The 26,803-nt window shown below is 57.9% G+C and carries 21 protein-coding genes; 7 read left to right on the top strand and 14 right to left on the bottom strand.

Going from position 1 to position 26,803, the window contains the following annotated elements; genetic code table 11:
- Positions 1–41: 41 nt before the first annotated feature.
- A complete protein-coding gene (gene csiE, locus BJF97_RS21585) occupies positions 42–1,319 on the top strand; it encodes a stationary phase inducible protein CsiE (RefSeq protein ID WP_032693153.1) in 1,278 nt (425 codons plus the stop codon).
- Here the strand turns inward: csiE and BJF97_RS21590 are convergent.
- The 4 genes from BJF97_RS21590 to BJF97_RS21605 all read right to left on the bottom strand — a co-directional run bounded on the left by BJF97_RS21590 (position 1,316) and on the right by BJF97_RS21605 (position 8,145).
- Entirely contained in the window at positions 1,316–2,449 is a 1,134-nt protein-coding gene (locus BJF97_RS21590; RefSeq protein WP_014230377.1) for a 3-phenylpropionate MFS transporter, read from the bottom strand. The two genes, csiE and BJF97_RS21590, sit on opposite strands and share 4 nt — an antisense overlap.
- A gap of 77 nt (positions 2,450–2,526) precedes the next feature.
- On the bottom strand, positions 2,527–3,363 hold the full coding sequence (locus BJF97_RS21595) for an aldose 1-epimerase (protein WP_014230378.1): 837 nt from the start codon (positions 3,361–3,363) through the stop codon (positions 2,527–2,529).
- On the bottom strand, positions 3,363–4,799 hold the full coding sequence (locus BJF97_RS21600) for a sugar porter family MFS transporter (protein WP_025106590.1): 1,437 nt from the start codon (positions 4,797–4,799) through the stop codon (positions 3,363–3,365). The genes BJF97_RS21595 and BJF97_RS21600 overlap by 1 nt, the downstream gene beginning before the upstream one ends.
- Positions 4,800–4,869: 70 nt before the next feature.
- Positions 4,870–8,145 carry a DUF5107 domain-containing protein gene (locus tag BJF97_RS21605; protein WP_032693155.1) on the bottom strand — a complete coding sequence of 1,092 codons (3,276 nt, stop codon included), beginning with the start codon at positions 8,143–8,145 and terminating at the stop codon, positions 4,870–4,872.
- 112 nt (positions 8,146–8,257) lie between these two features.
- Here BJF97_RS21605 and BJF97_RS21610 point away from each other — a divergent pair, with 112 nt between their 5' ends.
- Together BJF97_RS21610 and BJF97_RS21615 are read left to right on the top strand one after the other, a co-directional pair.
- On the top strand, positions 8,258–9,454 hold the full coding sequence (locus BJF97_RS21610) for an ROK family transcriptional regulator (protein ID WP_032693156.1): 1,197 nt from the start codon (positions 8,258–8,260) through the stop codon (positions 9,452–9,454).
- Positions 9,455–9,527: 73 nt separating this feature from the next.
- Positions 9,528–9,950 (top strand): DoxX family protein, encoded by a 423-nt coding sequence (locus tag BJF97_RS21615; RefSeq protein WP_025106587.1) that lies wholly within the window; start codon positions 9,528–9,530, stop codon positions 9,948–9,950.
- A 55-nt stretch (positions 9,951–10,005) separates the two neighbouring features.
- Here the strand turns inward: BJF97_RS21615 and glyA are convergent, their stop codons facing one another.
- Complete coding sequence (glyA, locus tag BJF97_RS21620; RefSeq protein WP_009654385.1) at positions 10,006–11,259, bottom strand: serine hydroxymethyltransferase; 1,254 nt, start codon at positions 11,257–11,259, stop codon at positions 10,006–10,008.
- A 325-nt stretch (positions 11,260–11,584) separates the two neighbouring features.
- Here glyA and hmpA point away from each other — a divergent pair, with 325 nt between their 5' ends.
- Positions 11,585–12,775 (top strand): NO-inducible flavohemoprotein, encoded by a 1,191-nt coding sequence (hmpA, locus tag BJF97_RS21625; RefSeq protein ID WP_032693157.1) that lies wholly within the window; start codon positions 11,585–11,587, stop codon positions 12,773–12,775.
- A gap of 58 nt (positions 12,776–12,833) precedes the next feature.
- Here the strand turns inward: hmpA and glnB are convergent, their stop codons facing one another.
- From glnB to purL, 5 genes are all read right to left on the bottom strand, one after another.
- On the bottom strand, positions 12,834–13,172 hold the full coding sequence (gene glnB, locus BJF97_RS21630; protein WP_002914032.1) for a nitrogen regulatory protein P-II: 339 nt from the start codon (positions 13,170–13,172) through the stop codon (positions 12,834–12,836).
- Positions 13,173–13,237: 65 nt separating this feature from the next.
- Positions 13,238–14,575, bottom strand: a complete 1,338-nt coding sequence (gene glrR, locus BJF97_RS21635; RefSeq protein WP_014230390.1) for a two-component system response regulator GlrR — start codon at positions 14,573–14,575, stop codon at positions 13,238–13,240.
- Positions 14,562–15,266 carry a two-component system QseEF-associated lipoprotein QseG gene (gene qseG / locus BJF97_RS21640; RefSeq protein WP_032693159.1) on the bottom strand — a complete coding sequence of 235 codons (705 nt, stop codon included), beginning with the start codon at positions 15,264–15,266 and terminating at the stop codon, positions 14,562–14,564. The genes glrR and qseG overlap by 14 nt, the downstream gene beginning before the upstream one ends.
- Before the next feature lie 13 nt (positions 15,267–15,279).
- Positions 15,280–16,716, bottom strand: coding sequence for a sensor histidine kinase (locus BJF97_RS21645; RefSeq protein ID WP_148673421.1), 1,437 nt, complete (start codon positions 16,714–16,716; stop codon positions 15,280–15,282).
- Positions 16,717–17,278: 562 nt separating this feature from the next.
- On the bottom strand, positions 17,279–21,166 hold the full coding sequence (purL, locus tag BJF97_RS21650; protein WP_032693171.1) for a phosphoribosylformylglycinamidine synthase: 3,888 nt from the start codon (positions 21,164–21,166) through the stop codon (positions 17,279–17,281).
- Positions 21,167–21,340: 174 nt separating this feature from the next.
- Between purL and mltF the strand changes: the two genes are divergently transcribed.
- Positions 21,341–22,957: a membrane-bound lytic murein transglycosylase MltF gene (mltF, locus tag BJF97_RS21655; protein ID WP_014839219.1), complete on the top strand. Its 1,617-nt coding sequence runs from the start codon at positions 21,341–21,343 to the stop codon at positions 22,955–22,957.
- Here the strand turns inward: mltF and tadA are convergent.
- Together tadA and yfhb are read right to left on the bottom strand one after the other, a co-directional pair.
- Entirely contained in the window at positions 22,954–23,460 is a 507-nt protein-coding gene (gene tadA / locus BJF97_RS21660) for a tRNA adenosine(34) deaminase TadA (protein WP_014230397.1), read from the bottom strand. The genes mltF and tadA overlap by 4 nt on opposite strands.
- 58 nt (positions 23,461–23,518) lie before the next feature.
- Entirely contained in the window at positions 23,519–24,154 is a 636-nt protein-coding gene (gene yfhb, locus BJF97_RS21665; RefSeq protein ID WP_004853258.1) for a phosphatidylglycerophosphatase C, read from the bottom strand.
- A gap of 209 nt (positions 24,155–24,363) precedes the next feature.
- Here yfhb and BJF97_RS21670 point away from each other — a divergent pair, with 209 nt between their 5' ends.
- Complete coding sequence (locus tag BJF97_RS21670; protein ID WP_014230398.1) at positions 24,364–25,212, top strand: MurR/RpiR family transcriptional regulator; 849 nt, start codon at positions 24,364–24,366, stop codon at positions 25,210–25,212.
- A gap of 166 nt (positions 25,213–25,378) precedes the next feature.
- Positions 25,379–25,639: a YfhL family 4Fe-4S dicluster ferredoxin gene (locus BJF97_RS21675; RefSeq protein WP_004114478.1), complete on the top strand. Its 261-nt coding sequence runs from the start codon at positions 25,379–25,381 to the stop codon at positions 25,637–25,639.
- Positions 25,640–25,685: 46 nt separating this feature from the next.
- Here the strand turns inward: BJF97_RS21675 and acpS are convergent, their stop codons facing one another.
- Positions 25,686–26,066, bottom strand: coding sequence for a holo-ACP synthase (gene acpS, locus BJF97_RS21680; RefSeq protein WP_014230399.1), 381 nt, complete (start codon positions 26,064–26,066; stop codon positions 25,686–25,688).
- A complete protein-coding gene (pdxJ, locus tag BJF97_RS21685) occupies positions 26,066–26,797 on the bottom strand; it encodes a pyridoxine 5'-phosphate synthase (RefSeq protein ID WP_014839220.1) in 732 nt (243 codons plus the stop codon). The genes acpS and pdxJ overlap by 1 nt, the downstream gene beginning before the upstream one ends.
- Positions 26,798–26,803 lie beyond the last annotated feature (6 nt).

Genomic DNA, 26,803 nt, shown 5'->3' on the forward strand with positions numbered 1-26,803 from the left:
ATTAACTACTCTTAACGAAAACCCTAACTGGAACTAACCGGATGATGACAGTGATTGAACCACCATCTGTGCTTTCCAGTCCACAGCGCCGTAGCCAGGTGCTCCTGATGTTTTATCTGCCCGGGCAATCCGTGACGCCCGAATGGCTGGGTAACCTCACCCAGGTTGATGAGGATACCGCCCGGCAGGACATTGCGGAGACGGGACGCGAGATTCAGCGTTATCACCGCTTGACCCTTGCTTCACAAGCGGACGGCAGCTATCGGATGGAAGGCGCCGCGCTCGATCAACGTTTATGCCTGCTGCACGGCCTGCGCCGCGGGCTGCGCCTGTGCCCGCATTTTGTCAGCCACCATTTTACCCCGGCATTGAAAACGCAGCTTAAACAGCAGGGTATCGCACGCACGCTGTATGACGACACCAATCTTCAGGCATTGGTCAACCGCTGCTCGCGCGCCCTGAACCGGCAGTTTGACTGCCGCGACGTGCATTTTCTGCGTCTTTATTTACAGTATTGTTTGCTGCAGCACCACCTTGGACAGAGCCCCACTTTCACCCACGAGCAGCAGCGCTGGGCGCAAGCCGCCGCCGAGTTTTCCCTCGCCGAGGAGATTGTCCGCCACTGGCAGCGGCGGGTTGCGGCAACGCCCCATGCCGGAGAACAGCTGTTTCTGGCCCTGCTGTTTATGCTGTTGAAAACCCCCGATCCTATCCGCGATGGTCATCAGCACGATCGCCGTCTGCATCTGGCCATTTCCGGACTGATTCACCGCTTTCAGGACCTGGCGGGCCGTCCGTTTAGCGATGAACAGGGGCTGAGCGATCAGCTCTATATTCACCTTTCGCAGGCGCTACACCGCAGCGTTTTCGCTATCGGTATCGATAACGCGCTGCCGGAGGAGATTGGCCGTCTTTATCCCCGTTTGATGCGCACAACGCAGGCTGCGCTGGCGGAGTTTGAAGCCAGCTGGCAGGTACGCTTTAGCCAGGAGGAAGTCAGTTTAATCGCGGTGATCTTCGGCGCCTGGCTGATGCAAAAAAGCGATCTGCAGGAGAAACAGGTGGTTCTGCTGACCGATGATAACCCGGACCTTGAGCAGTCGCTGGAGCAGCAGCTGCGCGAGTTAACCCTGCTGCCGCTCAATATAAAGTATTTGAGCGTGAGCACCTTTCAGAAAGAGGGCGCGCCGAAGGAAGTGACGCTGATCGTCACTCCCTATGCCACGGCGCTGCCGCTGTTTTCGCCGCCGCTGTTCCACGCCGAAGAGACGTTCAGCGATCATCAGCAGCAGCAGATTTGCAAAATGCTGGAGGCCTAAGCCACCGCTTTTGGCCGCACCACCAGCGCCGGTAAGGCCACCAGCGCCATCACCCAGAAAACGCCCTGGTGCAGATGCTGGTAGAGGAAACCGGCAAAGACCGTCATCACCGCAATGCTGCCGCCCATCGCGACGGCGGAGTAGACCGCCTGCAGGCGGATCACTTCGCTGCCCTGACGCGCCGCAATGTAGCGCATCGCCGCCAGATGGCACACCGTGAAGGTGCCGCAGTGGAGGATCTGCGCGACGATAAGCCAGGGTAGCGCCGTCGTCCAGCCCATCAACGACCAGCGAATCAGCCCGCACACCGCGGACAGCAGCAGCAGGTCGCGGGCGCTAAAGCGGCGGAAAACTTTTTTGCTCAGCGCGAAAATCACCACTTCCGCCACCACGCCAAGCGACCACAGGTAGCCCACGGCGGAGGCCGAATAGCCCGCTTCCTGCCAGTAGATAGCGCTAAATCCGTAGTAGGCGGCGTGCGCGCCCTGTAGCAAACAGACGCAGGCGAGGAAGCGCCAGCTTTGCCGCACCAGCGTAAGCCAGGCCGCCAGGCCGGCCGCTTCCTGCTGGCGGGATTCGCCCTGCGGCTGCACCGACGGCTTCAGCAGCATGCCGAGTAGCATGGAGGCAATACCGACGCTGAGCATCACCAGTATCATCCGGTAGTCATACAGGCTGACCAGCTTCCCGGTCAGCGCCGAGCCAATGACGAAAGCTATCGACCCCCACAGGCGCACGCGCCCGTAGTCCATGGTGATCTGCTTTTGCCAGGTATTCGCCAGCGCGTCGGTCAGCGGCACCAGCGGCGAGAAAAAGAGGTTAAAGCCGACGATAATCACCATCAGCCAGGCAACCTGGTGGCCGATCCAAAATGCGAGCGCAAAGAGCAGCGTCAGCAGCGCCAGAATGCGCAGAGAAGAGATAAGACGGGACGGGTCGCTGACCCGCGGCGCAATCAGCAGGCTGCCAAGAAAGCGCGACACCAGCCCGGCGCCGAGCAGCATGCCGATGGTTTCCGGCGTCAGGCCAAGTCCGGAAAGCCAGACGCTCCAGAAAGGCAGGAAGATGCCGTAGCTAAAAAAATAGGTGAAGTAACTTAGCGCCAGCCAGCGCGTGGAGTGTAAGACCATGATTCCCTCCCGAATGGAGGCGACAGTCTGGCGATAAAGCGGGGCGGGCGCAAGATACCCTCGCCCCAGATATGGCGCTATTCGCGCCCCTGTACGTCTATTTTCAGCGAAAAACTCAGCGTATCTCCGGCGCCTAAAACCCGCAGCCCCGGCTGTCCGTCCATGTTATGGGCGTTTACCGGATGACTTTGCGGCTCGAGGCAAAGGAACGGCTCGCCCTGCATTCTGAAAAGCATCAACCACGGAGTTTGCGAAAGAATTGTGATATCCATCACATCACTACTCACCCTCGCCCGCCCGCTCCAGCCGGAATAGCCCACGTTCAGCCAGCGATCCTCACCGTACTGCGCGTGGCTGAAATCGGCGTAGCCGGGCAACTGGCCTTGCCAGCCGAGAGGAAGATGCTGCTCCCCTTCCGGCCAGTAGCCGGCGGCTGCAAACTGCACCGTACCGCGCTTATCAAAAGGAAAAAACGGATGAAAACCGCAGCCATAGGGGATGGGCGTGCTACCGCAGTGGGTAAGCGTCAGCGCAGCCACCAGCTGGTTACGCAGCAGCTGGTAGCGGATCTGCGCCAGGTAATCGAAACCGCAGGCATGCTGCCGACGCAGCTGTAACACGCAATAGTCGCCGCCGCGCGCAATCATATCCCAGCGCTGCAGCCAACCGTCGCCGTGGAGAAAAAAGTGCGCGTCGGCGTGGTGGCGAGGCAGAACTATCTCACGTCCCTGAAAAATAAAGCGGTTCCCGGCGACGCGATTGGCCAGCGGCAGCATCGGAAACATGCCGCCGGCGGGGTTTTCATACAGCACCGGCGCCTGATAATGCCGCGAGTATAAACTTTGCACTTTGCCGCCCAGAGAAGCGACGCGCATCCGCAGATGCGCGTTTTCCAGAATCCACTCTTCCGCCATTAGCGCGTCTGCTCCTGCTTCATCGCCTGAGCGCCCGCATGACGTTGCGCCAGCTGCTCTTCCAGGGCTTCGAGAGTGACCCCCTTCGTTTCCGGCACGTTGCGCAGAATATAGAGGTAGCCGGCAGCGCAAATGACGCCATACAGCAGGAAACTGCCCGCCGCGCCCAGTCCGGCATTAAGCAGCGGGAAAGTGTAGGTTAATAAGAAACAGGCAATCCACAGCGCCAGGGTGCCTAAGGACATCGCGAGTCCGCGAACGCGGTTGGGGAAGATTTCCGCCAGCAGTACCCAGGTAACCGGCGCCAGGGTCAAGGCGTAAATAGCAATCGCCGCCAGCACCAGCAGCAGAACGGGCCAGCCCATGATGCCCATGCCATAGGCGGCGGCAATCAGAACATAGATCAGCGTCAACCCTGAGGCACCGAGCAGCATTAATTTACGGCGGCCGATTTTATCCACCAGCGGCAGCGCGGCGAGGGTAAACACCAGGTTGACGATCCCCGTTGCGACGATCGATTTCAGCGTGCTGTTAATATCGAATCCCGCCGAGGCAAAAATCTCCTGCGCGTAGTTAAAGATGACGTTAATTCCGCACCACTGCTGGAAGACGGCGAGGACCATACCAATGATAACGATCGGTTTAACCTGCGGAGCCAGCAGCGCGCCGTAGGATATTTTATGGTTATCTTTTTCCAGCGTGTGCGCGATGTCGCGTAATATCCTGTCGGCATAGTCGGCGGAGCCAATGCGCTCCAGCGCGGCCCGGGCGCGATCCGGCTTACCGGCCTTCATGAGCCAGCGCGGCGACTCAGGAACAAAAAACATCAGCACCAGAAACGCCAGCGCAGGCACCAGTTCCGCGCCGAACATCCAGCGCCAGCCCATCTGCCCGTTCCAGGTCTCCACAATCATCTGCTGCGTAGCCCCCGTCGCTACGGGTTCCGCAATCATCAGGTTGATAAGCTGAGCGGCCAGCACGCCAATCACGATAGTGAGCTGGTTTATCGCAACAAAGCGCCCTCTTTTTTCTGCCGGGCTGACTTCCGCGATGTAAAGCGGGCTGAGCGCGGATGCCAGACCAATCCCCACGCCGCCCACAATGCGGTAAACCACAAACATGTCGAAACTGCTGGCTACCGCCGTCCCCCACGCCGAAGCGCTGAACAGCACGGCGGACAGTATTAAGGGCAGCTTGCGCCCCAGTTTATCGGCGCACCATCCCGAGATTAATGCGCCGAAAACGCAGCCCACCAGCGCCGAGCTCATTGCCCAGCCGGACTGCGCCGGGTCGGTAATGGAAAACCAGGCTTCATAAAACGGCTTTGCGCCGCCAATCACCACCCAGTCATAGCCAAAGAGTAAACCACCGCAGGCGGCGACCAGACAGATAGTCCAGACGTAGCCCATTTTCAGATGTGTCTGCGCGTTATTCATAATGATTCCTCTATAAGGGAAACGCAGGGAACAGTAGGGTTCAGGCGGGCCAGGCCCGCCCGTTTCAGGTTCAGGAAAACATGCCGCTTTGCAGGGCGTGGCGAATCAGATGCGCCTTATCATGAGCCGGGTTCAGCTGCAGCAGCCGCTGCATCGCCTGCTGGCTGGCGGATACGTTGCCCAGCCCCAGATGGCCCAGCGCTTCAATAAACAAACAGTGCTGCTGATGCTGCTGCTGCGCTGAAACATCGAGCACCACCAGATCCGGGAGAGAGACGGCAAAAAAGTCGGCTTGCGGAACGTCATCCCGATGCTGCCTGGCCCAGGCGATAAAATTCTGGAAGTGCTGCTCGGCCTGCGCCGGATTACCGCTCTTACGCAGCGCGATGCCCTGCCAGAAAAGGTAATCGGCGGGCTGATCGTTGTAGTAACGCCCGGCGTCCAGCGTTGAGCCCCCTTGCAGGGCAAGCTGGTAATATTCCGCTGCCCGGTGCGCATCCCCAGTCTGTTCCGCGCAATAGCCCAGCAAATACCAGATATCGTTGTCCGTCTGCCCGGGCAGCCGCCCCTCTCCCAGATTATCGGGATAGCGTAACGCTTCATTCAGGCAGCGAGCGGCCTGCGTGAACGCCTTACGTTCGATCAACTGTAAAGCGCGATGGAGCTGATTGAGCAAATACTGGCCGGTAACTTTCCCCTCCCCGCCTTCCCAGGGATGAAATACGCGCGTACCGAGAATAGCGGCGGCATCGGCGTAATGGCCGGCCGCGTTCCACAGGCTTAACAGCTCAGCGGTCAGGTCATCCCGTTTCAGCACCACCGCTTTGCGCGCCGCCAGCGTTTCCAGTCGTTCGTTTACCGGCGTACCCAGTGATTTTTTCAGGAAATCAAGCTCAAAGAGGAAGCGCGCGTTTTCGGGCTCAAGCTCTACGGCCCGCTGCAGATAAGCCAGCGCCTGCACGGCATCCTGTTGTTTGTTCCAGGCGTAGACCCCCAGCAGACGATGAGCGGGCGCATAGTCGGGAGATTTTTCCAGCGTCTCGCGCCAGCAGCTTACCGCCTCTTCATAGCGACGTTTGCTGTACCAGAAGCAACCGAGCAGATAGCGGGCAAAAGCGCTATCGCTCAGGGTTTGCAGCATCTGGACTTCATCGAGCGTGTTGGGGAAACGCACTTTTCGCACATGGCAGCGCTCGGCTTCGGCAATTAACCGTTGCCGTTTATTCGCATCATCGCTTAACGAGGCGCGCCACAGCATCGGCAGCGCTTCCTGGCAATCCAGAACCTCAAGCACCTCCTTCGCCGCCTGCTTCTGACCGATGGAGAGCAGCCAGCCCGCCAGCAGGCTGCCGTTGATCCCTCTGCGCCCCGTTACGCGCAGCAGGCTCGCGCGCGCCTCATCGCCCGGCGCAATCATCCAGCGCGCGCAGTGCAGCGGATAGCTCAACGGGTATTGTTCGAGGCAGAGGACAATATACGCCTGCGCTTCCTTCGCCCGCCCGCTGTCCGCTAACGCCAGCGCTTTCAGCCCCATAGCCAGATGGTTGCTGGCGTTGAACTGCAGGCTGGTGTTAACCTTTTCCAGCGCGTCGGCGGTATCGCCACGCTTCATCGCCAGCCTTGCCAGCGCCCACCAGGCGGCATCGCGGCAGTTACCGCTCCAGGACGCTTTGTAATAGCAATCCCATGCTCCAGCTTCATCGCCCTGCCTTTCCAGCGCGCTGCCAAGCAGCATACTGGCTTCGCCATCGCGCGGATTTTTATTCAGACGATGGGCGCGAAGTAGCGCGGCCCGGGCACATTGCTCCGCCAGCCCCCAGTCGGCGCAATTAAACGCCAGCGTCCCGAGGGCAACATTATTGCGGTAATCCTGCGGATCGAGGGCTATCGCCCGGCGATAGTAATCCGCGGCATAGCGGCTTGCATGATTGTATTGTTCAAGATGCTGGCCGATAAAATAGAGCTCATCGCCGTTGTGAATCTCTTCCGGCATCGCCGGCGCGCAGGCAGGTTCGGGCAGGGGCGTCTGCTGAGTAATATGTTCCTGATAATCCAGCAGCGGCTGGTTGTCTGCGGTTTTCACCTTAATGGTTAAGCGCCGGGCGTCATTTTCCGGCAGCGTATGCTGCCAGCTCTCGCCGGGCTTCAGCGTAAGCGGAGTTTCATACAGCGGCTGCTTTTCCGCGCTGAGTTCAACAACAATATTTTCCAGCGGCGCAATGGCGTAAACGCCGAGCTGCAGCTGCTCAGACTCGCGAACCAGCTTCAGCGCCAGCTGCGTATTGGCATTTTGCACCATCCCCAGCTCGCTGTAGGGAAGGAAGTTTTGCACAAAAACCTTCTCTTCATAAGGCGCAAGCCAGGTAAAGTCAGGCTGGTTATCGGTGTAGACGCCGGTCATCAGCTCGATATAGGGGCCATTTTCGTCGGTCAGATTGCGGTCCCACGCCTGGCCAAAGTCGCCATAGCCCCAGCTCCACTGTTTTTTGCCCGGCGAGACGTGATGGTCGGCAACATGCAGCAGCCCACCCCGCTCGTCGTGGTGATAAGCGCCGACAAAGTCGTAGTCCGATTTCTCCGCCATATACGAGGTGGGTACCGGAACGTTTTTATAACGGGAGATATCGACGCCCGCAGAATAGTCCACTTTGTAGTAGGTGCCGGTGGCGATGGGAAAAGCGGAAACATCGCGCTTGCCGTGATCGAATACGGCGGTGACGTCGGGTGGAAACACGCTCTGGTGAGCATCGCCGCCTTTGACCGCCGGGTTGGCCCACCACAGGAAATGACGCGGCGTTGCGTTACCATTAAAAACCTTACCGGTGATTTCAATCAGCGCGCGGTCAGGATAGAGAGTAAACCCGGTCATGACCTGTAAACCGCGCATGGGCTCCGCTTCCCCCATCCATACGGTCTGCACGCCGTTTTTCCCGCGCTGGATCGAAAAATCGATCGGCATAAAGGTCGTCGGGCGGTGATGCTGCGGCCAGTTGAACTCGATACCGCCGGAGATCCAGGGCCCCAGTAGCCCTACCAGGGCGGGCTTAACGACTTCATTGTAATAGACGAAATCGCGCTGTTTGACTTTGTCATACGCCCGGTGAATACGTCCGCCGAGCTCCGGCAGCAGCATGATACGAATGAAATCATTCTCCATCCATACTGCCTGATAATCGCGCATTTCACGCTCGCCGGTCAGGGTATCGATCACGCCGTAGGGATAGACGTTGCCGGAGGAACCCTGATAAACGCGCTTTTCCAGAAACATGGGGTTCGGATCCTCCGCCCCCGTCGTCCACGTAAGTAATGTAATTGTTTCCTGCCAGACCTTAACCGAACCGTACATGACGCCTCCACTAAACGAAATAAAGTAAAACTTGCTATGAGAGGAGTTTATATCGCCATTTAGCTGCTAAAATGCGCAACGCTCACGCAATATAGTTAAGGGAGTTAAGTGTATGCAGCGCACCGGTTTGAATAACGCCCGGGTCAGGCAGGCCAACAAATCTATTTTTCTCTCCCACCTCTGGCGGGAGAAACAGCTCAGTAAATCCCAGCTTTCCCAGCTCACCGGGCTCTCTATTCCGGCTGTGAGCAACATTCTTGCCGAACTGCTTAGCGAGGGATTGATCGGCCATTCCACGGAAAAAATGAGCAAGCGCGGCGTGAACAGCGGAAGCTACCAGATCCCCGAACACGGTGCCTGGACGCTATGCATGAATATCACGCCGACCAGCATTGAGTATCAGCTTGCCGATGCCCGACTGCTGGCGGTTGACGGTCACCAGCATTTGCCCATCGATGCCCCCACGCCGCAGGCCCTTCTGGAGGCCATCGTGGAATGCTGGCGACGTATACACCGCCGCTACCCGCAGCACAGCATCAATCTCGCGCTTGGCGTTCATGGGCAGGTTGATCCGGTAACCGGGGTGTCACAAACCATGCCCCAGGCGCGCTGGAAAACGCCGATTGAAAAAAAGTATCTGCTGGAGGAACAGCTCGGCGTGCAGGTGCGGGTGGATAATGACTGCGTGATGCTGGCGCTGGCGGAGAAGTGGCAGCATCAGGGTATACAGCCGGATTTTTGCGTGATTAACGTCGATTACGGTATCGGCTCGTCATTTGTGATTAACGATCAGATTTATCGAGGAAGCCTCTACGGCAGCGGGCAGATAGGACACACGATTGTGAATCCTGACGGCAGGGCCTGCGACTGCGGGAGATACGGTTGCCTCGAAACCGTAGCGTCCCTCAGCGCGTTGAAAAAGCAGGCGCGGATGTGGCTTAAAACGCAGCCGGAAGCGCAGCGCTCTCCCGAGCAATTAACCACGGCATCGCTCATTGAAGCCTGGGAACAGGGAGACGTGCATATTCGCGCATGGGTTGATAGCGCGGCCAACGCCATTGGCTTAAGCCTTTATAATTTCTTAAATATTTTGAATATTAATCAGATCTGGCTATACGGACGCAGCTGCGCCTTTGGCGAACAATGGCTGGAAAGTATCGTTAAACAAACCGGCTTTAATCCCTTTGACCACGGCGATACGCCGCGAGCGCACGCCACTCAAATCGGCTTTGGCAAACTGACCCGCGCCCAGCAGCTGATGGGGATCGGTTATCTGTACGTGGAGGAACAGCTGCAAACGCTGCGTTAATCGTCAGCGGACGTGGCGGAGCGCAAATTTGTGTATTACGTTTAAATCACACGTCTCTCATAACGAGCTGATTATGAACACTCTACGCTACTTTGACTTTGGCTCCTCCCGCTCTCTGCTGCTGCTGATTGCGCGTATCGCGGTGGTGGTGCTGTTTATTCTTTTCGGCTATCCCAAGCTGCTCGGCTTTAGCGGCACGGTGCAGTACATGGCCTCCTCCGGCGCGCCGATGCCAACGCTTGCGGCCATCATTGCCATTATTATGGAAGTGCCGGCGGCCATTTTAATTGTGCTGGGCTTTTTCACCCGCCCGCTGGCGGTGATCTTTATTTTTTATACCCTCGGTACAGCGGTGATTGGCCATCACTACTGGGATATGACCGGCGATGCGGTTCTGCCGAACATGATTAACTTCTGGAAAAACATCAGTATTGCCGGCGCCTTCCTGCTGCTGGCGATAACCGGTCCCGGGGCGATTTCGCTCGACCGCCGCTAATCAACAGACGCAAAAAAGGCCGCATCAGCGGCCTTTTTGATGTCAACGCTAACGCTTACGCATAAACCGGGAAGCGTGCGCAGATATCCAGAACTTTACCCTTCACGCGCTCAATGACCGCTTCGTCATTGATGTTGTCCAGCACGTCGCACATCCAGCCGGCCAGCTCTTTCACTTCCGCTTCTTTAAAGCCGCGACGGGTGACCGCCGGAGAACCGATACGGATGCCGGAGGTCACAAACGGGCTCTTCGGATCGTTCGGCACGCTGTTTTTGTTGACGGTGATGTTAGCACGGCCCAGCGCAGCGTCCGCTTCTTTACCGGTCAGGTTTTTATCGACCAGATCCAGCAGGAACAGGTGGTTTTCAGTGCCGCCGGAAACCACTTTGTAGCCGCGGTTCAGGAACACTTCTACCATTGCCTTCGCGTTTTTCGCTACCTGCTGCTGGTAAACTTTGAACTCCGGCTCCATCGCTTCTTTCAGCGCAACGGCTTTCGCCGCGATAACGTGCATCAGCGGGCCGCCCTGGGCGCTCGGGAATACGGCAGAGTTCAGTTTTTTGTACAGCTCTTCGCTGCCGCCTTTCGCCAGGATCAGGCCGCCGCGCGGACCGGCCAGGGTTTTGTGGGTAGTGGTGGTCACGACGTGAGCATGCGGAACCGGGTTCGGGTAAACGCCAGCGGCGATCAGACCGGCAACGTGGGCCATGTCGACGAACAGGTATGCGCCGATGCTGTCAGCGATTTCGCGCATTTTTGCCCAGTCAACCACGCCGGAATAAGCGGAGAAACCACCGATAATCATCTTCGGTTTATGTTCCTGAGCCTGCTTAGCCATGTCTTCATAGTCAATTTTACCGGACTCATCGATGCCGTAAGGAATGATGTTGTACAGTTTGCCGGAGAAGTTGACCGGGGAGCCGTGAGTCAGGTGACCACCCTGCGCCAGGTTCATACCCAGAACGGTATCGCCCGGCTGCAGCAGTGCAGTATAGACCGCGAAGTTAGCCTGGGAGCCGGAGTGCGGCTGCACGTTAGCGTAGTCAGCGCCGAACAGCTCTTTGGCGCGATCGATAGCCAGCTGCTCTACGATATCGACGTATTCACAGCCGCCGTAGTAGCGCTTGCCCGGATATCCTTCAGCGTATTTGTTGGTCAGCTGAGAGCCCTGCGCCTGCATAACGCGCGGGCTGGTGTAGTTTTCGGAGGCGATCAGTTCGATGTGCTCTTCCTGACGTACTTTTTCTTGCTCCATAGCCTGCCACAGTTCGGCATCATAATCGGCAATGTTCATTTCACGCTTTAACATCCGCATCTCCTGACTCAGCTAACAATAAAATTTCGGCCTAAAAAGGCGGTCCACCTGGACAACGGCCCACAGTATAACTGAATCATTCTGCGATAACAGGTCTTGACAAAGGATTTTACGCAAACGATTGGCTCCGCGTTACACAAGGCTTTGAGCAATAAAGCACCTTCGATTATCAACGGATTTCTTTTCAGGTTTGTGATGCAAATAATTCATGTTGTAACTGCCTTATGGGAAAGTGTTAAAGAACCATTTACAAAGCAGGGTTATTTTTATAAGATGCATTTTAAATGCATCATTAAGATAACCTATAAAGGAAGCTGCTATGCTCGACGCACAAACCATCGCTACGGTGAAAGCCACCATCCCTCTGCTGGTTGAAACCGGTCCGAAACTGACCGCTCATTTTTACGACCGCATGTTTGCTCATAATCCCGAACTCAAAGAAATCTTTAATATGAGTAATCAGCGCAACGGCGACCAGCGCGAGGCGCTGTTCAACGCCATTGCCGCCTATGCCAGCAATCTTGAGAACCTGCCCGCCCTGCTGCCGGCGGTGGAAAAAATCGCCCAGAAGCACACCAGCTTCCAGATCCAGCCCGAGCAGTACAATATTGTCGGCACCCACCTGCTGGCCACCCTTGACGAGATGTTCAGCCCGGGTCAGGAAGTGCTGGATGCCTGGGGCAAGGCCTACGGCGTGCTGGCCAACGTCTTTATTAATCGTGAAGCGCAAATCTACAGCGAAAGCGCCAGCAAAACCGGCGGCTGGGAAGGCACCCGCGCATTCCGCATCGTCAAAAAAACGCCGCGCAGCGCGCTAATTACCAGCTTTGAATTTGAGCCGGTCGACGGCGGCGCGGTAGCGGAATATCATCCAGGCCAGTATCTGGCGGTCTGGCTGAAGCCGGAAGGCTTTCCGCATCAGGAAATTCGTCAGTACTCTTTGACCCGCAAACCCGACGGCAAAGGCTATCGCATTGCGGTTAAGCGTGAAAACGGCGGCCAGGTTTCAAACTGGCTGCATGATTCTGCGAAAGAAGGCGACGTGATTTACCTGGCCGCGCCGGCCGGCGATTTCTTCCTCAACGTGGCGCCGGAAACGCCGGTCACGCTGCTCTCCGGCGGCGTCGGTCAGACGCCGATGCTGGCGATGCTGGACACGCTGGCAAAAGCACAGCATCCGGCGCAGGTGAACTGGTTCCACGCGGCAGAGAATGGCGAAGTGCACGCCTTCGCGGAGGAAGTGAAAGCGCTGGGTGAAACCCTGCCGAAGTTTACTTCTCACGTCTGGTACCGCAGCCCGAGCGAAGCGGACCGTGACGCCGGCGCGTTTGACAGCGAAGGTTTGATGGATTTAACGGCCCTGGCCGACAAGATCGGCGACCCGCAGATGCAGTTCTATCTCTGCGGCCCGGTGGCGTTTATGCAGTTTGCCGCGAAGCAGCTGGTAGGGCTTGGCGTGGGCAGCGACAACATCCATTACGAGTGCTTCGGCCCGCACAAGGTGCTATAAACAGAGCGATAAAGGCAGGCGGCCCGGAAAGTATCGGGCCGCCATTCGGTTTGTCAGCTTAAATCGCCGCGTCGTCTTCTTCGCCGGTGCGGATACGAATCACGCGCGCGACATCGAAAACAAAGATCTTACCGTCGCCGATTTTGCCGGTCTGCGCCGTACGGATAATGGTATCCACGCAGGTGTCGACGATATCATCGGTGACAACGATTTCGATTTTCACTTTCGGCAGAAAATCGACCATATACTCCGCGCCGCGATACAGCTCGGTATGCCCCTTCTGACGGCCAAAGCCTTTCACTTCCGTTACCGTCATACCGGTGATGCCGACTTCGGCCAGCGCTTCACGCACGTCATCCAGTTTGAAGGGTTTAATAATCGCATCAATCTTTTTCATGGTGTTCCTGTTTTAGTCGCGTAACCGGTTGCTAACCGTATCATAACTTGCGCCATCATCCGGAGCTACTCTTTAAAGTCGTTAGCGTCGAGCTCGTGGCGCGACAGCAGCTTATAAAATTCGGTGCGGTTGCGCCCCGCCATCCGCGCCGCATGCGTGACGTTGCCTTTAGTGATTTGCAGCAGCTTGCGCAGGTAATTGAGCTCAAACTGATTCCGCGCCTCAACAAAGGTCGGCAGCGCGGTGTTTTCCCCTTCCAGCGCCTGCTCCACCAGGGCGTCGCTAATGACCGGCGAAGAGGTTAGCGCCACGCACTGCTCAATCACGTTCACCAGCTGGCGCACGTTGCCCGGCCATTTTGCGGCCATCAGCCGCTTCATCGCATCGGTGGAGAACGCGCGAACAAAGGGTTTGTGGCGATCGGCGGACTGGCGCAGCAGATGGTTCGCCAGCAGCGGAATATCTTCCGTACGCTCGGCCAGCGGCGGGATTTTCAGATTCACCACGTTGAGACGATAAAACAGATCTTCGCGAAACTCGCCGCGCGCCATGGCCTTCGGCAGGTCGCGATGGGTCGCAGAAATAATCCGCACATCAATGTCGATATCGCGGTTGCTGCCCAGCGGGCGCACTTTACGCTCCTGCAGGACGCGCAGCAGTTTAACCTGCAGCGCCACCGGCATATCGCCGATTTCATCAAGAAACAGAGTCCCGCCTTCTGCGGCCTGGAATAGCCCCTCGCGATTGCTGACCGCGCCGGTAAAAGCGCCGCGGGCGTGGCCAAACAGCTCCGACTCCAGCAGCTGCTCGGGAAGCGCGCCGCAGTTAATGGCGACAAAAGGTTTATCGCGGCGCGGGCTGGCGTTATGAATTGCCTGGGCGACAATCTCCTTGCCGGTACCGCTCTGGCCGTTAATCAGCACGCTGACGTCCGACTGCGCCACCATCCCGGCCTGCTCCAGCAGACGCTCCATCAGCGGGCTGCGGGTCACAATCGCCTGGCGCCAGCGCTCGTCGGTGGTGGGTGCGCTCTGCTCCAGCGCGTCATCAATCGCTTTATACAGGGCGTCTTTATCCACCGGCTTGGTGAGAAAGCTAAATACGCCCTGCTGGGTCGCGGCAACGGCGTCCGGAATGGAACCGTGCGCGGTGAGAATGATCACCGGCATTCCCGGCTGAACCTTCTGGATTTCGCTGAACAGCTGGAGGCCGTCCATCTCGTCCATCCGCAGGTCGCTGACTACCAGGTCGACTTTGTCACGGCTCAGCGTGCGCAGGGCCTCCGGCCCGCTCTCGGCGGTCAGTACGCTGTATCCTTCGCTGACAAGACGCATGCCCAGCAGCTTTAGCAGCCCCGGATCGTCGTCCACCAGCAGCAGACGGGCGGGTTTACGGATCGTCATGAATCACCTCCGGGACCTTCTCGCCGCCGTGCCCGGCGTCCGGGCTGAAGTTCCCGCCGGGTTTACGGCTGGAGAGCTGGCGCTCGATGTCGGTGAGATTCTCCAGCTTGCGGGTCGTCAGTTCGAGCTGACTGCGAAGTTCAATTTCCTGCTGACGCAGCGTCTCCAGCTCCGCATCGCTTGTCTGCTGCAATTTGGCGTAGCGGGAGCGCTCCTCAATCAGCTGAAGCTGCCGGCCCTGGGCATCGCGCCAGAGCTGATAAAGCGGGCGAACCTGGGCGGCGATTTGCGGGCTGAAGGCATCCAGACTGGCCACCAGATCGCGACGTTCGTTGGGCGTGATTTTGGCATCGGCCAGTAAAATGCCGCGTTTAAAGGCATCCTGCCAGCTGTCGGCATCGTGCTGCCGGGCTTCAGCCCGCGCCTGTACCGGAGCAAGGCGGTCCGCGCAGTCAATTCCCCGCAGCCAGTAAAGCGGGTTTTTATCACTGGCCTCGCTTTGCAGGCTCCAGATGTCGGCGCACTCCACCGAAAGAAAATCGGCGACCTGATGCTGCGGCAGCGCGGAGAGCGTTTTGCCATCCGCGGCGTGTGGTGATGTAGAGGCGGAACATCCCGCCAGCGCCAGGCAGGACATGCCTGACAGCAGCCATCCCCTGAGGGGACGGACAAATGCGAAGAAGTGGGACATATTCACCCGATAGTTATACGTTATTTTTTCCAGACTCGGCGACGGGGAGCGTGATACGAAAACAGATTAGCCCTGACTTCTCATCAACCAGGCTCAGCTCGCCCTGCATTTGCCGTACGCAGTCGCGGGCAATGCTCAGCCCCAGACCGCTGCCTTTTACCGCCCCTTTACGCTGGTGGCTTCCCTGATAAAAAGGCTCAAAAATCATGTTTCTTTCTGCGGACGGGATCGGCTCGCCGTCGTTAATGACGTCAATGCGCACCTGCTCGCCGTGCCGATAGCTATGAATGCGAATGTTACCGGATTCAGCACCATAGTGCACCGCATTGGAGTAGAGATTATCCAGGACGCTCACCAGCAGAGCGGGCTCCGCTTCGCATAAACGCTCGCTGAGCAACAGTTCGGTATGCATCATTTTAGCTCTTGCCGGCAGGCTATGGGCAGAAACCACATTTTCCACCAGTTCGGCCAGGTTTACCGTCTCGCGCGCAATCGGGCCATCGGCCTGTTTACGGTTGTAATCCAGCAGCTGCTCGATCAGCTTTTGCAGGTTGCGGCTGCTGTTATCGAGAATTTCAACGATCTCCTGCTGCTCGAGCGTCAGCGGCCCGGCCACCCGGTCGGCAAGCAGCTCCGTCCCTTCGCGCATGCTGGCCAGCGGCGTTTTCAGCTCATGGGAAAGATGGCGCAGGAACTGATGACGCTGGGACTCCAGCCAGGCAAGGCGTTCGCTCAGCCAGATAATGCGTTTACCGACGGAGCGCAGCTCGCGCGGACCGGTAAACAGCGCGGCGTCGTCCAGCGACTTCCCCTCCCCCAGTCGGTTGATCATTCTCTCAATGCCCTTCACCGGGCCGATAATCATGCGGGTGAACAGCAGCACCAGCGCCAGGCTGAGCAGGAACAGCACCAGCGCCTGCCAGCCGAAGAACTGCCCGCGCTCGGCGATTTCCTGCTGCAGCTGCTGCCCGCGCGAATAGACCACCGTTCGGGTTGCCTGCACCATGTCGCTATTGGCCGAGGCAAACGCTTCCAGGCTGGCGGCTGACTTCGCCGCCGGACCGCTATTTTTACACTGCAGCTCGGCCAGATCGTCGAGATCCTGACGCAGCGCCTGCCAGATTTTCTCATCGGGCAGGACGCCCGCGTGAGCATCAAGCATTTCGCTGTAGCGTTGGCGCTGATTCTGGTAGACCCGCGCCAGCGTCGGATCGTCCAGCACGCAGTACTGACGGTAGCTACGCTCCATCTCCAGCGATGCGTTAATCATCGCTTCGCTGCGGCGGGCGTCGATAAGGGTAGTACGGTTGATATGCGCCGCCTGCGCGCTCAGCGCGTTGAGGCTTTGCCACGCCTGCCATGCCAGCACCAGCAGCGGCAGCAGGATCAGCACGAAGGATAGCGTGACCAGCTGGCGCAGCGAACGGGGGAAAAGGGAGAGTCGCTTCACGGATAGGGTCTCAATCATTAGCTCATGACGATGCTAACCGAGGACGCAATAAACATCTACGCCGGAAATAATAAAGCCAGGCTACAGGAGCCTGGCTTTATTAAGAAATGAGGCGGTGCCTTACTCGACGTTTCGCCCGATGACTGATAAAGCGGAGCTGTTATCAGGAGTTGGACGGCAGGCACCTGTTTGTGCGTCATTCGAAGTTTATGTAGCGCGTCCCGAAGGGGCTGACATAAGAAGGTGAATGAGCCACTGGTTATGATTATGCACGAACTATGCCACATCTCAAAACATTTTATTAACACAATGAAATATAATACCTTTTTACTATTCATGGGCATGAATGATGATGGTCGGTTTTCGCGCAAAGTGTCGCTGATTAGCAACACCGGATGAATGGTTTAGCAATGCTATTATAAATCAATATGTTAAGTGTCACCTTTTGACGACACCGCTATAGCGCGTTTGTCGGCGATCCCCGACACCTGCTGTCGATACGCCTCACCAATAAAAAAGCCCCCTGCGCGGGCAGGAGGCTTAATGCGATTTGTGAGCGGTTTTAGCCCAGCTGTTTACGCGCGTTGCGGAAAATACGCATCCACGGGCTGTCTTCGCCCCAGTTTTCCGGATGCCAGGAGTTCGACACGGTGCGGAACACGCGTTCCGGGTGCGGCATCATGATGGTCGCGCGCCCGCTTTCGCTGGTCACCGCGGTGATACCGTTCGGCGAACCGTTCGGGTTAGCCGGATAGTTTTCCGTCACCTTACCGACGTTGTCGACGAAGCGCAGCGCCACCAGGCCTTTACTTTCCAGCTGCGCCAGATGCGCGCCATCGCGAACTTCCACCTGCCCTTCACCGTGGGATACGGCAATCGGCATCATTGACCCCACCATCCCCTGCAGCAGCAGAGACGGGCTCTGGGTCACTTCAACCAGGCTGAAGCGGGCTTCAAAGCGGTCGGACTGGTTACGCACAAAGCGCGGCCACAGCTCGCTGCCCGGGATCAGCTCGCGCAGGTTAGACATCATCTGGCAGCCGTTGCACACGCCCAGCGCCAGGGTTTGCGGACGATGGAAGAAGGTGGCAAATTCGTCGCGAACCCGCTCATTGAACAGAATCGATTTCGCCCAGCCCTCACCCGCGCCTAAAACGTCACCGTAGGAGAAGCCGCCGCAGGCCACCAGCGCCTGGAAGTCAGCAAGACCGGTACGGCCCGCCAGCAGGTCGCTCATGTGCACGTCGATGGCATCAAAGCCCGCGCGATGGAACGCCGCGGCCATTTCTACATGGGAGTTCACGCCCTGCTCGCGCAGCACCGCAACCTTCGGACGCGCGCCGGTGGCAATATAAGGCGCAGCGATATCCTCATTGATATCGAAGGAGAGCTTCACGTTGAGGCCCGGATCGGCATCGTTGGCTTTCGCCTCGTGCTCCTGGTCGGCGCACTCCGGGTTATCGCGCAGACGCTGCATTTGCCAGGTGGTTTCTGCCCACCACATGCGCAGCGTTGTGCGGCTTTCGCTGAATACCGGATGACCGTCGGCCTCGATGACAAAGCGATCGCCCGTCGTGGCCTTGCCAAGATAGTGAACGCAATCCGCCAGACCATGAGCGGCCAGCAGCGCTTCCACCGCCTGGCGGTCGGCGGCACGAACCTGAATCACCCCGCCAAGCTCCTCGTTAAACAGCGCGGCCAGACGATCCTCGCCGAGCGCGGCGATATCAACCTTGACGCCGCAGTGGCCGGTAAAGGCCATCTCGGCCAGCGTGACCAGCAGGCCACCGTCAGACCGGTCGTGCCACGCCAGCAGCTTACCTTCGGCCACCAGCGCCTGCATTGCGTCCCAGAAGCCTTTCAGCTGCGCGACATCGCGCACGTCGGCGGTCACATCGCCAAGCTGACGATAAACCTGCGCCAGCGCGGTCGCGCCCAGCGCATTGTTCCCCTTGCCTAAATCAATCAGCAGCAGGGCGTTGTCTTCGGTCGCGAGCTGTGGGGTGACGGTACGGCGTACGTCTTCCACGCGAGCAAAGGCGGAAATCACCAGCGACAGCGGAGAGGTCATCTCGCGCTGTTCAGTGCCTTCCTGCCAGCGGGTTTTCATCGACATGGAGTCTTTACCCACCGGAATGGTCAGTCCGAGGGCCGGACAGAGCTCTTCGCCAACCGCTTTTACCGCTTCATATAAACCGGCGTCTTCGCCCGGGTGACCGGCTGCGGCCATCCAGTTTGCCGACAGCTTCACGCGATTGAGCGCGCCAATCTGCGTCGCCGCGATGTTGGTCAGCGCCTCGCCGACCGCCAGACGGGCGGAAGCGGCAAAGTCCAGCAGCGCCACCGGCGCGCGTTCGCCAATGGACATGGCTTCGCCATAGTAGCTGTCGAGACTGGCGGTGGTCACCGCGCAGTTAGCCACCGGGATCTGCCACGGACCCACCATCTGATCGCGCGCCACCATACCGGTGACGGTACGGTCGCCGATGGTGACGAGGAAGGTTTTCTCCGCCACGGTCGGCAGGTGCAGCACGCGATTCACCGCGTCGGCAATAGTGATTCCCTGGCGTTCCAGACTCTGACCCTGGGCTTTGAGCGTCTGCACGTCGCGGGTCATTTTCGGCGTTTTGCCCAGCAGCACGTCAAGCGGCAGGTCGATCGGGCGATCGTCAAAGTGAGTATCGTCGAGGCTCAGATGCAGCGCTTCGGTCGCTTCGCCAATCACCGCGTACGGCGCGCGTTCGCGGCGGCACAGCTCATCAAACAGCGGCAGCTGCTCCGGCGCGACCGCCAGCACATAACGTTCCTGCGATTCGTTACACCAGATCTCCAGCGGGCTCATGCCCGGCTCATCGCTGAGGATATCGCGCAGCTGGAATTTACCGCCGCGTCCGCCGTCGCTGACCAGTTCAGGCATCGCGTTCGACAGACCGCCGGCGCCGACGTCGTGGATAAACAGAATCGGGTTAGCGTCGCCCAGCTGCCAGCAGCGGTCGATAACTTCCTGGCAACGACGTTCCATTTCCGGGTTGTCGCGCTGTACGGAGGCGAAATCGAGATCGGCATCGGACTGGCCGGAAGCCATTGAAGAGGCCGCGCCGCCGCCAAGACCGATGTTCATCGCCGGACCGCCGAGAACAATCAGCTTCGCGCCGACGACGATCTCGCCCTTCTGCACGTGTTCGCCGCGAATGTTGCCGATACCGCCCGCCAGCATAATGGGCTTGTGATAGCCGCGCAGCTCTTCGCCGTTGTGGCTGCTCACTTTCTCTTCATAGGTACGGAAGTAACCGTTGAGCGCCGGACGACCAAATTCGTTGTTAAACGCCGCGCCGCCCAGCGGGCCTTCGGTCATGATATCCAGCGCGGTGACGATACGCTCCGGCTTACCGAAATCCTCTTCCCACGGCTGCTCAAACCCCGGAATACGCAGGTTGGAAACCGAGAAGCCCACCAGACCCGCTTTCGGCTTCGCGCCGCGCCCGGTGGCGCCTTCATCGCGAATTTCGCCGCCGGAACCGGTCGCCGCGCCCGGCCACGGAGAGATTGCCGTCGGGTGGTTATGGGTTTCGACCTTCATCAGAATATGCGCGTCTTCCTGGTGGAAGTCGTAGCGGCCGGTTTCGTGGTCGGCGAAGTAGCGCCCCACGGCTGAACCTTCCATTACCGCGGCGTTGTCTTTATAAGCAGACAGCACGTAGTCCGGGGTTTTCTCGAAGGTGTTTTTGATCATTTTAAACAGCGACTTCGGCTGCTTTTCGCCATCAATGACCCAGTCGGCGTTAAAAATCTTGTGTCGGCAGTGCTCGGAGTTAGCCTGCGCGAACATATAGAGTTCGATATCGTTCGGGTTGCGACCCAGCTTCTGGAAAGCATCCTGCAGATAGTCGATTTCATCATCCGCCAGCGCCAGCCCCAGACGGAGGTTGGCGTCAATCAGCGCCTGACGGCCCAGGCCCAGCAGATCAACGCTGGTGACCGGGGTTGGCTGATGGTGGGCGAAGAGTTTTTCACCCTCTTCCAGCGCGCCAAAGACGCTTTCCATCATGCGGTCATGCAGTTCGGCCGCCACCTGCGACCACTGTTCGTCATTCAGGCTGCTCGCTTCGACGTAATACGCCACGCCGCGCTCCAGGCGCAAAACCTGTGACAGGCCGCAGTTATGGGCGATGTCGGTAGCTTTAGAAGACCAGGGAGAGATGGTGCCGGGACGGGGGGTAACGAGCAGTAGCTTGCCGGTCGGGGTATGGCTGCTTAAGTTCGGGCCATACTTGAGCAATCTTGCCAGGCTCTCGCGATCGTCGCCGCTGAGCGGGGCGCTGAGGTCGGCAAAATGAACGTACTCGGCATAAAGGGTGCTGACCGGAAGGTTGGCCGCCTGGAAACGTGCCAGCAGTTTATTGATACGGAATGCCGACAGTGCAGGTGAACCACGCAAAATTTCCATCATAAGTCTCTCGTCTTCGAAGCTTTCATGGTGAGCCAGGGGGGAAACGGGCGCCATTATAGTGAATCCTGCGCCCCGACGAAACCGTTTGCGTAGAAATAAAATGATTGCCGGGGTTTATCAATTAATGTGACTCATCTCGCGAATAAGTTGCCAACTGGCGCATTCTTAAGCAAAATGCCGCTCATTCCAGGACAACCTTTTACTTTTTCTGGTCATAATCTGCTGAGGAACGCGAAGCTGCAGAAGATTAACTATCTGAAAAAACTAAAGATTAATTATCTGCTCATCGGCATTGTGACCCTCCTGCTGGCGGCTGCCCTGTGGCCGTCTCTCCCGTGGATGGGAAAACCAGAAAACCGCGTGGCGGGGATCATGGCGCGCGGAGAACTGCGAATCAGCACCATTAATTCGCCGATGACCTTCGCGACCATCAATGACAAGACCTACGGTTTTGATTATGAGCTGGCGCAGCAGTTTGCCGACTACCTCGGCGTCGAGCTCAAAGTCACCGTCAGGCAGAATATCAGCCAGCTATTCGACGACCTCGATGAAGGCAAAGCCGACATGCTGGCAGCCGGGCTGGTCTACAACTCCGAGCGGGTGAAAAACTATCAGGTCGGGCCGACCTACTATTCCGTTTCGCAACAGCTGGTGTATCGCAAAGGCAACCTGCGTCCGCGCACCCTGGCAAACATCACCGCCGCGCAGCTGGCCATCGCTCCCGGGCACGTGGCGATTAACGATCTCCAGGCATTGAAAAAGCAAAAATATCCCGACCTTGAGTGGCACGTGGACGATAAGCGCGGCACGACGGCGCTGATGCAGGCGGTTATCGATGGCAAACTCGACTATACCGTCGCTGATTCGGTCGCCGTCAGTCTGTTCCAGCGCGTCCACCCGGAGCTGGCCGTCGCCCTCGATATCAGCGACGAACAGCCGGTCACCTGGTTTAGCGAAAAAGGTGAGGATAATTCCCTGCCGGCGGCAATGCTCGATTTCTTCAATAACATTAACGAAGATGGCACCCTGGCGAGGCTGGAGGAGAAATACCTCGGCCACGGCAACGATTTTGACTACGTTGACACCCGCACCTTCCTGCGCGCCGTGGAGAGCGTCCTCCCTGACCTGCAGCCGATGTTTGAAAAATACGCCCGACAGATAGACTGGCGGCTGCTGGCGGCTATCTCATGGCAGGAATCGCACTGGGATCCGCAGGCCACCTCTCCGACGGGCGTTCGCGGGATAATGATGCTGACCCGCAATACGGCGCAAAGCCTGGGCCTGACCGATCGTACCGACGCCGAGCAAAGCCTCGACGGCGGCATGCGTTATTTACAGGACATGATGAATAAAGTGCCGGAGTCGGTCCCACAGGACGAGCGCATCTGGTTTGCGCTGGCGGCTTATAATATGGGCTACGCGCACATGCTTGACGCGATGGCGTTGACCAAAAAGCAGAAAGGCAACCCGAATAGCTGGGCCGATGTGAAGCAGCGTCTGCCGTTGCTAAGCCAGAAAAACTACTACAGCCGACTGAAGTACGGCTTTGCACGCGGGCACGAAGCCTACGCCTACGTCGAAAATATCCGCAAATATCATATTAGCCTCGTGGGCTATCTCTCTGAAAAAGAGAAAAAAGACGCGCAGATGGCGGCCTTAGGCGAACACTATCCGGCGGTCATGCCGGATGAGCTGGATAAAGAAGAGCAGTACACCAGGTCCTTTTTTAACTTTCGCGCCGAAACGCTGGTCGATAACGCAAAATTAAAAATCCCCGGAATGGGGCATTAATCTTGCGCCTGTTGGCCCGCTCGCTTTAGCGCTTTTTTCTCTTCCCGCCGCCAGCGGAAGAAATCGCTCAGCATGCCGGAACAGGCCTCCGCCATAACACCTTCCGCTATTTCTACCCGATGGTTCATGCCCGGATGATGCAGCACATCAATCAGCGACCCGGCGGCGCCGGTTTTCGCATCCCTGGCGCCAAACACCAGTCGGGAAATACGGCTGTGCACCATTGCCCCGGCGCACATCACGCAGGGCTCGAGAGTAACGTACAGCGTTGCGTCAATCAGGCGATAGTTTTGCAACACCAGCCCGCCCTGACGCAGCGCCATAATCTCGGCGTGCGCGGTGGGATCGTGGCGGCCAATGGGCCGATTCCAGCCCTCGCCGATGACCTGATGATTATGCACCAGCACGGCGCCGACCGGCACCTCGCCCTCTTCCCAGGCGCGTTTAGCCAGCGTCAGGGCGTGACGCATCCAGTATTCATCATTTAATTCATGGTCAGACAAAGCGGGCACTCCTGCAGAAAAGCGGGGCGCATTATACATGGGCGCTATGTATTACACACTATTCTAACTGCTGAAGATCGCCCTGCGGCGTCACCCGCCAGCGGTGCTGGCAAAAAGAGAGCAGCGGGTTGTCCTGCTCGCTGTCGCTGTAGCCGCTATACAAGCGCAGCGGTGCGCCGATCTTTTGTTCCAGCTGCGTCACTTTTTCATTACCGAGACAGCGCAGGGTTAACCCCCAACCGCCGTAGCGTCGCTCCATTCGGCTGGCGATCAGATTCACCCGCGGCAGCCAGGCGGTATCAAAATAGACCTGTTCAACCAGCGACTGCGGCGAACCGGTGATCAGCCAGACGTCAGCGTCCGTGCTGGTCAGATAATGTTTAAGCCGCGCCTGAACAACCGGGAATGCCGTGACGTGCTGGCGAAACCAGCGAACAAAATTGGCCTCCAGGCGTTTAAGCTGCTGCTCGCTGCGTCCGAAGGTTGATGCCCAGAGCAGCAGGCTCATCGGCCAGCGCGCGGCGCGACCGTATAACATCAGTCCGGCCGCGATAACCGGCAATAAAGGAAGCAGCAGCAGCGCGTTCAGCGGCTGATGGCGCAGGGCATAGCGCAAAAAGCTGCCGAACATATCCTGCTGATGCAAGGTTCCATCCAGATCAAAGAAAACCACTCTCCGCGTGCTGCTATTCAAAACCCACTCCCCTGAACGATCGCATGATAACCAATAGCTTAACAGCCTTACGTCGCCAATAGCGAAAACATACGCTGCTGTTGAATCCGTATTAAGAAAACGTCTTTGCCGAGAAATCTTAGGCACAGAATTTTTAATTCGCGATAATCCTCTTATAATCGAATACAAAATTCTTTCAGCCGAGGGTGAAGCTGTCCTCCGGAGCCGCTATGAACTGTTTGACCCGTATTCGCCAGCGCTATCCGACGTTGGCCGCAAGCGATAAAAAACTGGCCGATTTCATTCTGGCTCAACCGGATCAAACCCGCCACCTCAGCTCGCAGCAGCTGGCGGGCGAAGCCGGCGTCAGCCAGTCAAGCGTAGTGAAATTTGCGCAGAAGATGGGGTTCAAAGGCTTCCCGGCGTTAAAGCTGGCGTTGAGCGAAGCCCTGGCAAGCGCGCCGACTCCGCAATCCGTACCGGTGCATAACCAGATTCGCGGTGACGATCCCCTGCGCCTGGTTGGCGAAAAGCTGATTAAAGATAACGTCGCGGCCATGCACGCCTCGCTGGACGTCAACACCGAAGAGAAGCTGCTGGAAGCCGTCACGCTGTTGCGCCACGCCCGTCGGGTCATCATTACCGGCATCGGCGCGTCGGGCCTGGTGGCGAGAAACTTTAGCTGGAAGCTGATGAAAATCGGCATTAACGCGGTATCAGAACAGGATATGCACGCCCTGCTGGCGACGGTACAGGCGATGTCTCCGGACGATCTGCTGCTGGCCATCTCCTATTCCGGTGAACGACGCGAGATCAATATGGCGGCCGGTGAAGCGCTGCGGGTAGGAAGCCAGATCCTGGCGATCACCGGTTTTAACCCCAACGCGCTTCAGCAGCAGGCGACGCTGTGCCTGTACACCATTGCGGAAGAGCAGGCCACGCGTAGCGCTGCGATCTCCTCCACCAGCGCGCAAATGATGTTGACCGATCTTCTGTTTATGGGACTGGTGCAGCAGGATCTTGAGCACGCTCCGGAGCGGATTCGCCATAGCGAAGCGCTGGTGAAAAAGCTGGTGTAACCCCGAGTGCCCTGCCCGCTGTCAAAAGCACACTCTCTCTTATTGGCTCAGGCCGGGCAAAATTTCTCCGCTGCGGATGGTCGCCCCGCGGTGGAAAAGAGCTGGCCCGGGCGGAAAATGAGCGTATAATGCCCGCCCTGTTTGTGTTGTTTCTGAGAATTTCCTGATGGCGCTGTTAATCACCAAAAAATGCATCAACTGCGATATGTGCGAGCCGGAGTGCCCGAATGAGGCGATATCCATGGGTGATAGCATTTATGAAATTAACAGCGATCGCTGCACCGAATGCGTTGGCCACTATGATACGCCGACCTGCCAGAAGGTGTGCCCGATCCCAAATACCATTCTGAAAGATCCGGCCCATAACGAAAATGAAGAGCAGCTGTGGGATAAGTTTGTCCTGCTGCACCACGCGGACAAACTGTGATATTGCCGGATGGCGGCGTTAACCGACCTCTCCGGCCTGTAACACTCTAGCTTTCGATAATCACCGTGGCGCAGGCATAGTGACGCTCGTCGGCCAGCGTCACGTGAATGCTGCTTACGCCCATGCGCTCGGCCAGACTCTTCGCTTCGCCCCACAATCGCAGCTTTGGCTTACCCAGCTCGTCGTTGTAAACCTCAAACTGATTAAACGCCAGCCCATTGCGGATGCCGGTACCAAGCGCCTTGGCCGCCGCTTCTTTAACGGCAAAACGCTTGGCCAGAAAACGGACCGGCTGCTGATGCTGTTCCCATATCGCCCACTCGCTATCGCTCAGGACGCGACGCGCCAGACGATCGCCGCTGCGGGCAATTACCGCTTCAATACGGGCAATTTCTACAATATCAGTACCCAGTCCGAGAATGGCCATCAGGCGCGCGCTTCCTGCATCAAGCGCTTCATTTCCGCCACCGCCTCTTTCAGGCCGCTCATCACCGCACGGCCAATGATCGCGTGGCCGATGTTCAGCTCGTGCATTTCCGGCAGCGCGGCAATGGCCTTCACGTTATGGTAGGTCAAACCGTGACCGGCATTAACCTTCAGCCCCAGGCTGGCGGCATAGGTCGCCGCTTTGGCAATACGCTCCAGCTCTTTTGCCTGCTCAGCGTCAGTTTGCGCATCAGCGTAGCATCCGGTGTGAATTTCGATATAAGGCGCGCCAACGTCCGCTGCGGCCTTAATTTGCGCGTTGTCCGCGTCAATAAACAGCGAAACCAGGATACCGGCATCGGCAAGGCGTTTACAGGCGTCGCGCATTTTGTCGATCTGGCCCGCCACGTCCAGTCCACCTTCGGTGGTCACTTCCTGACGTTTTTCCGGTACCAGGCAGCAAAAATGGGGCTGAGTCTCACAGGCAATCTTCAGCATCTCTTCCGTCACCGCCATCTCAAGGTTCATGCGGGTATCCAGCGTCTGGCGCAAAATACGGACATCGCGATCGGTAATATGGCGACGATCTTCGCGCAGATGGACGGTAATACCGTCAGCGCCGGCCTGCTCGGCGATAAAGGCCGCCTGTACCGGATCCGGATAAGCGGTACCGCGAGCGTTGCGTAATGTCGCAATGTGGTCAATATTGACCCCCAACAGTAATTCAGCCATGACAAT

The sequence above is a fragment of the Klebsiella sp. LTGPAF-6F genome (assembly GCF_001753185.1).
GTDB classification, from domain to species: Bacteria; Pseudomonadota; Gammaproteobacteria; order Enterobacterales; family Enterobacteriaceae; genus Klebsiella; species Klebsiella michiganensis.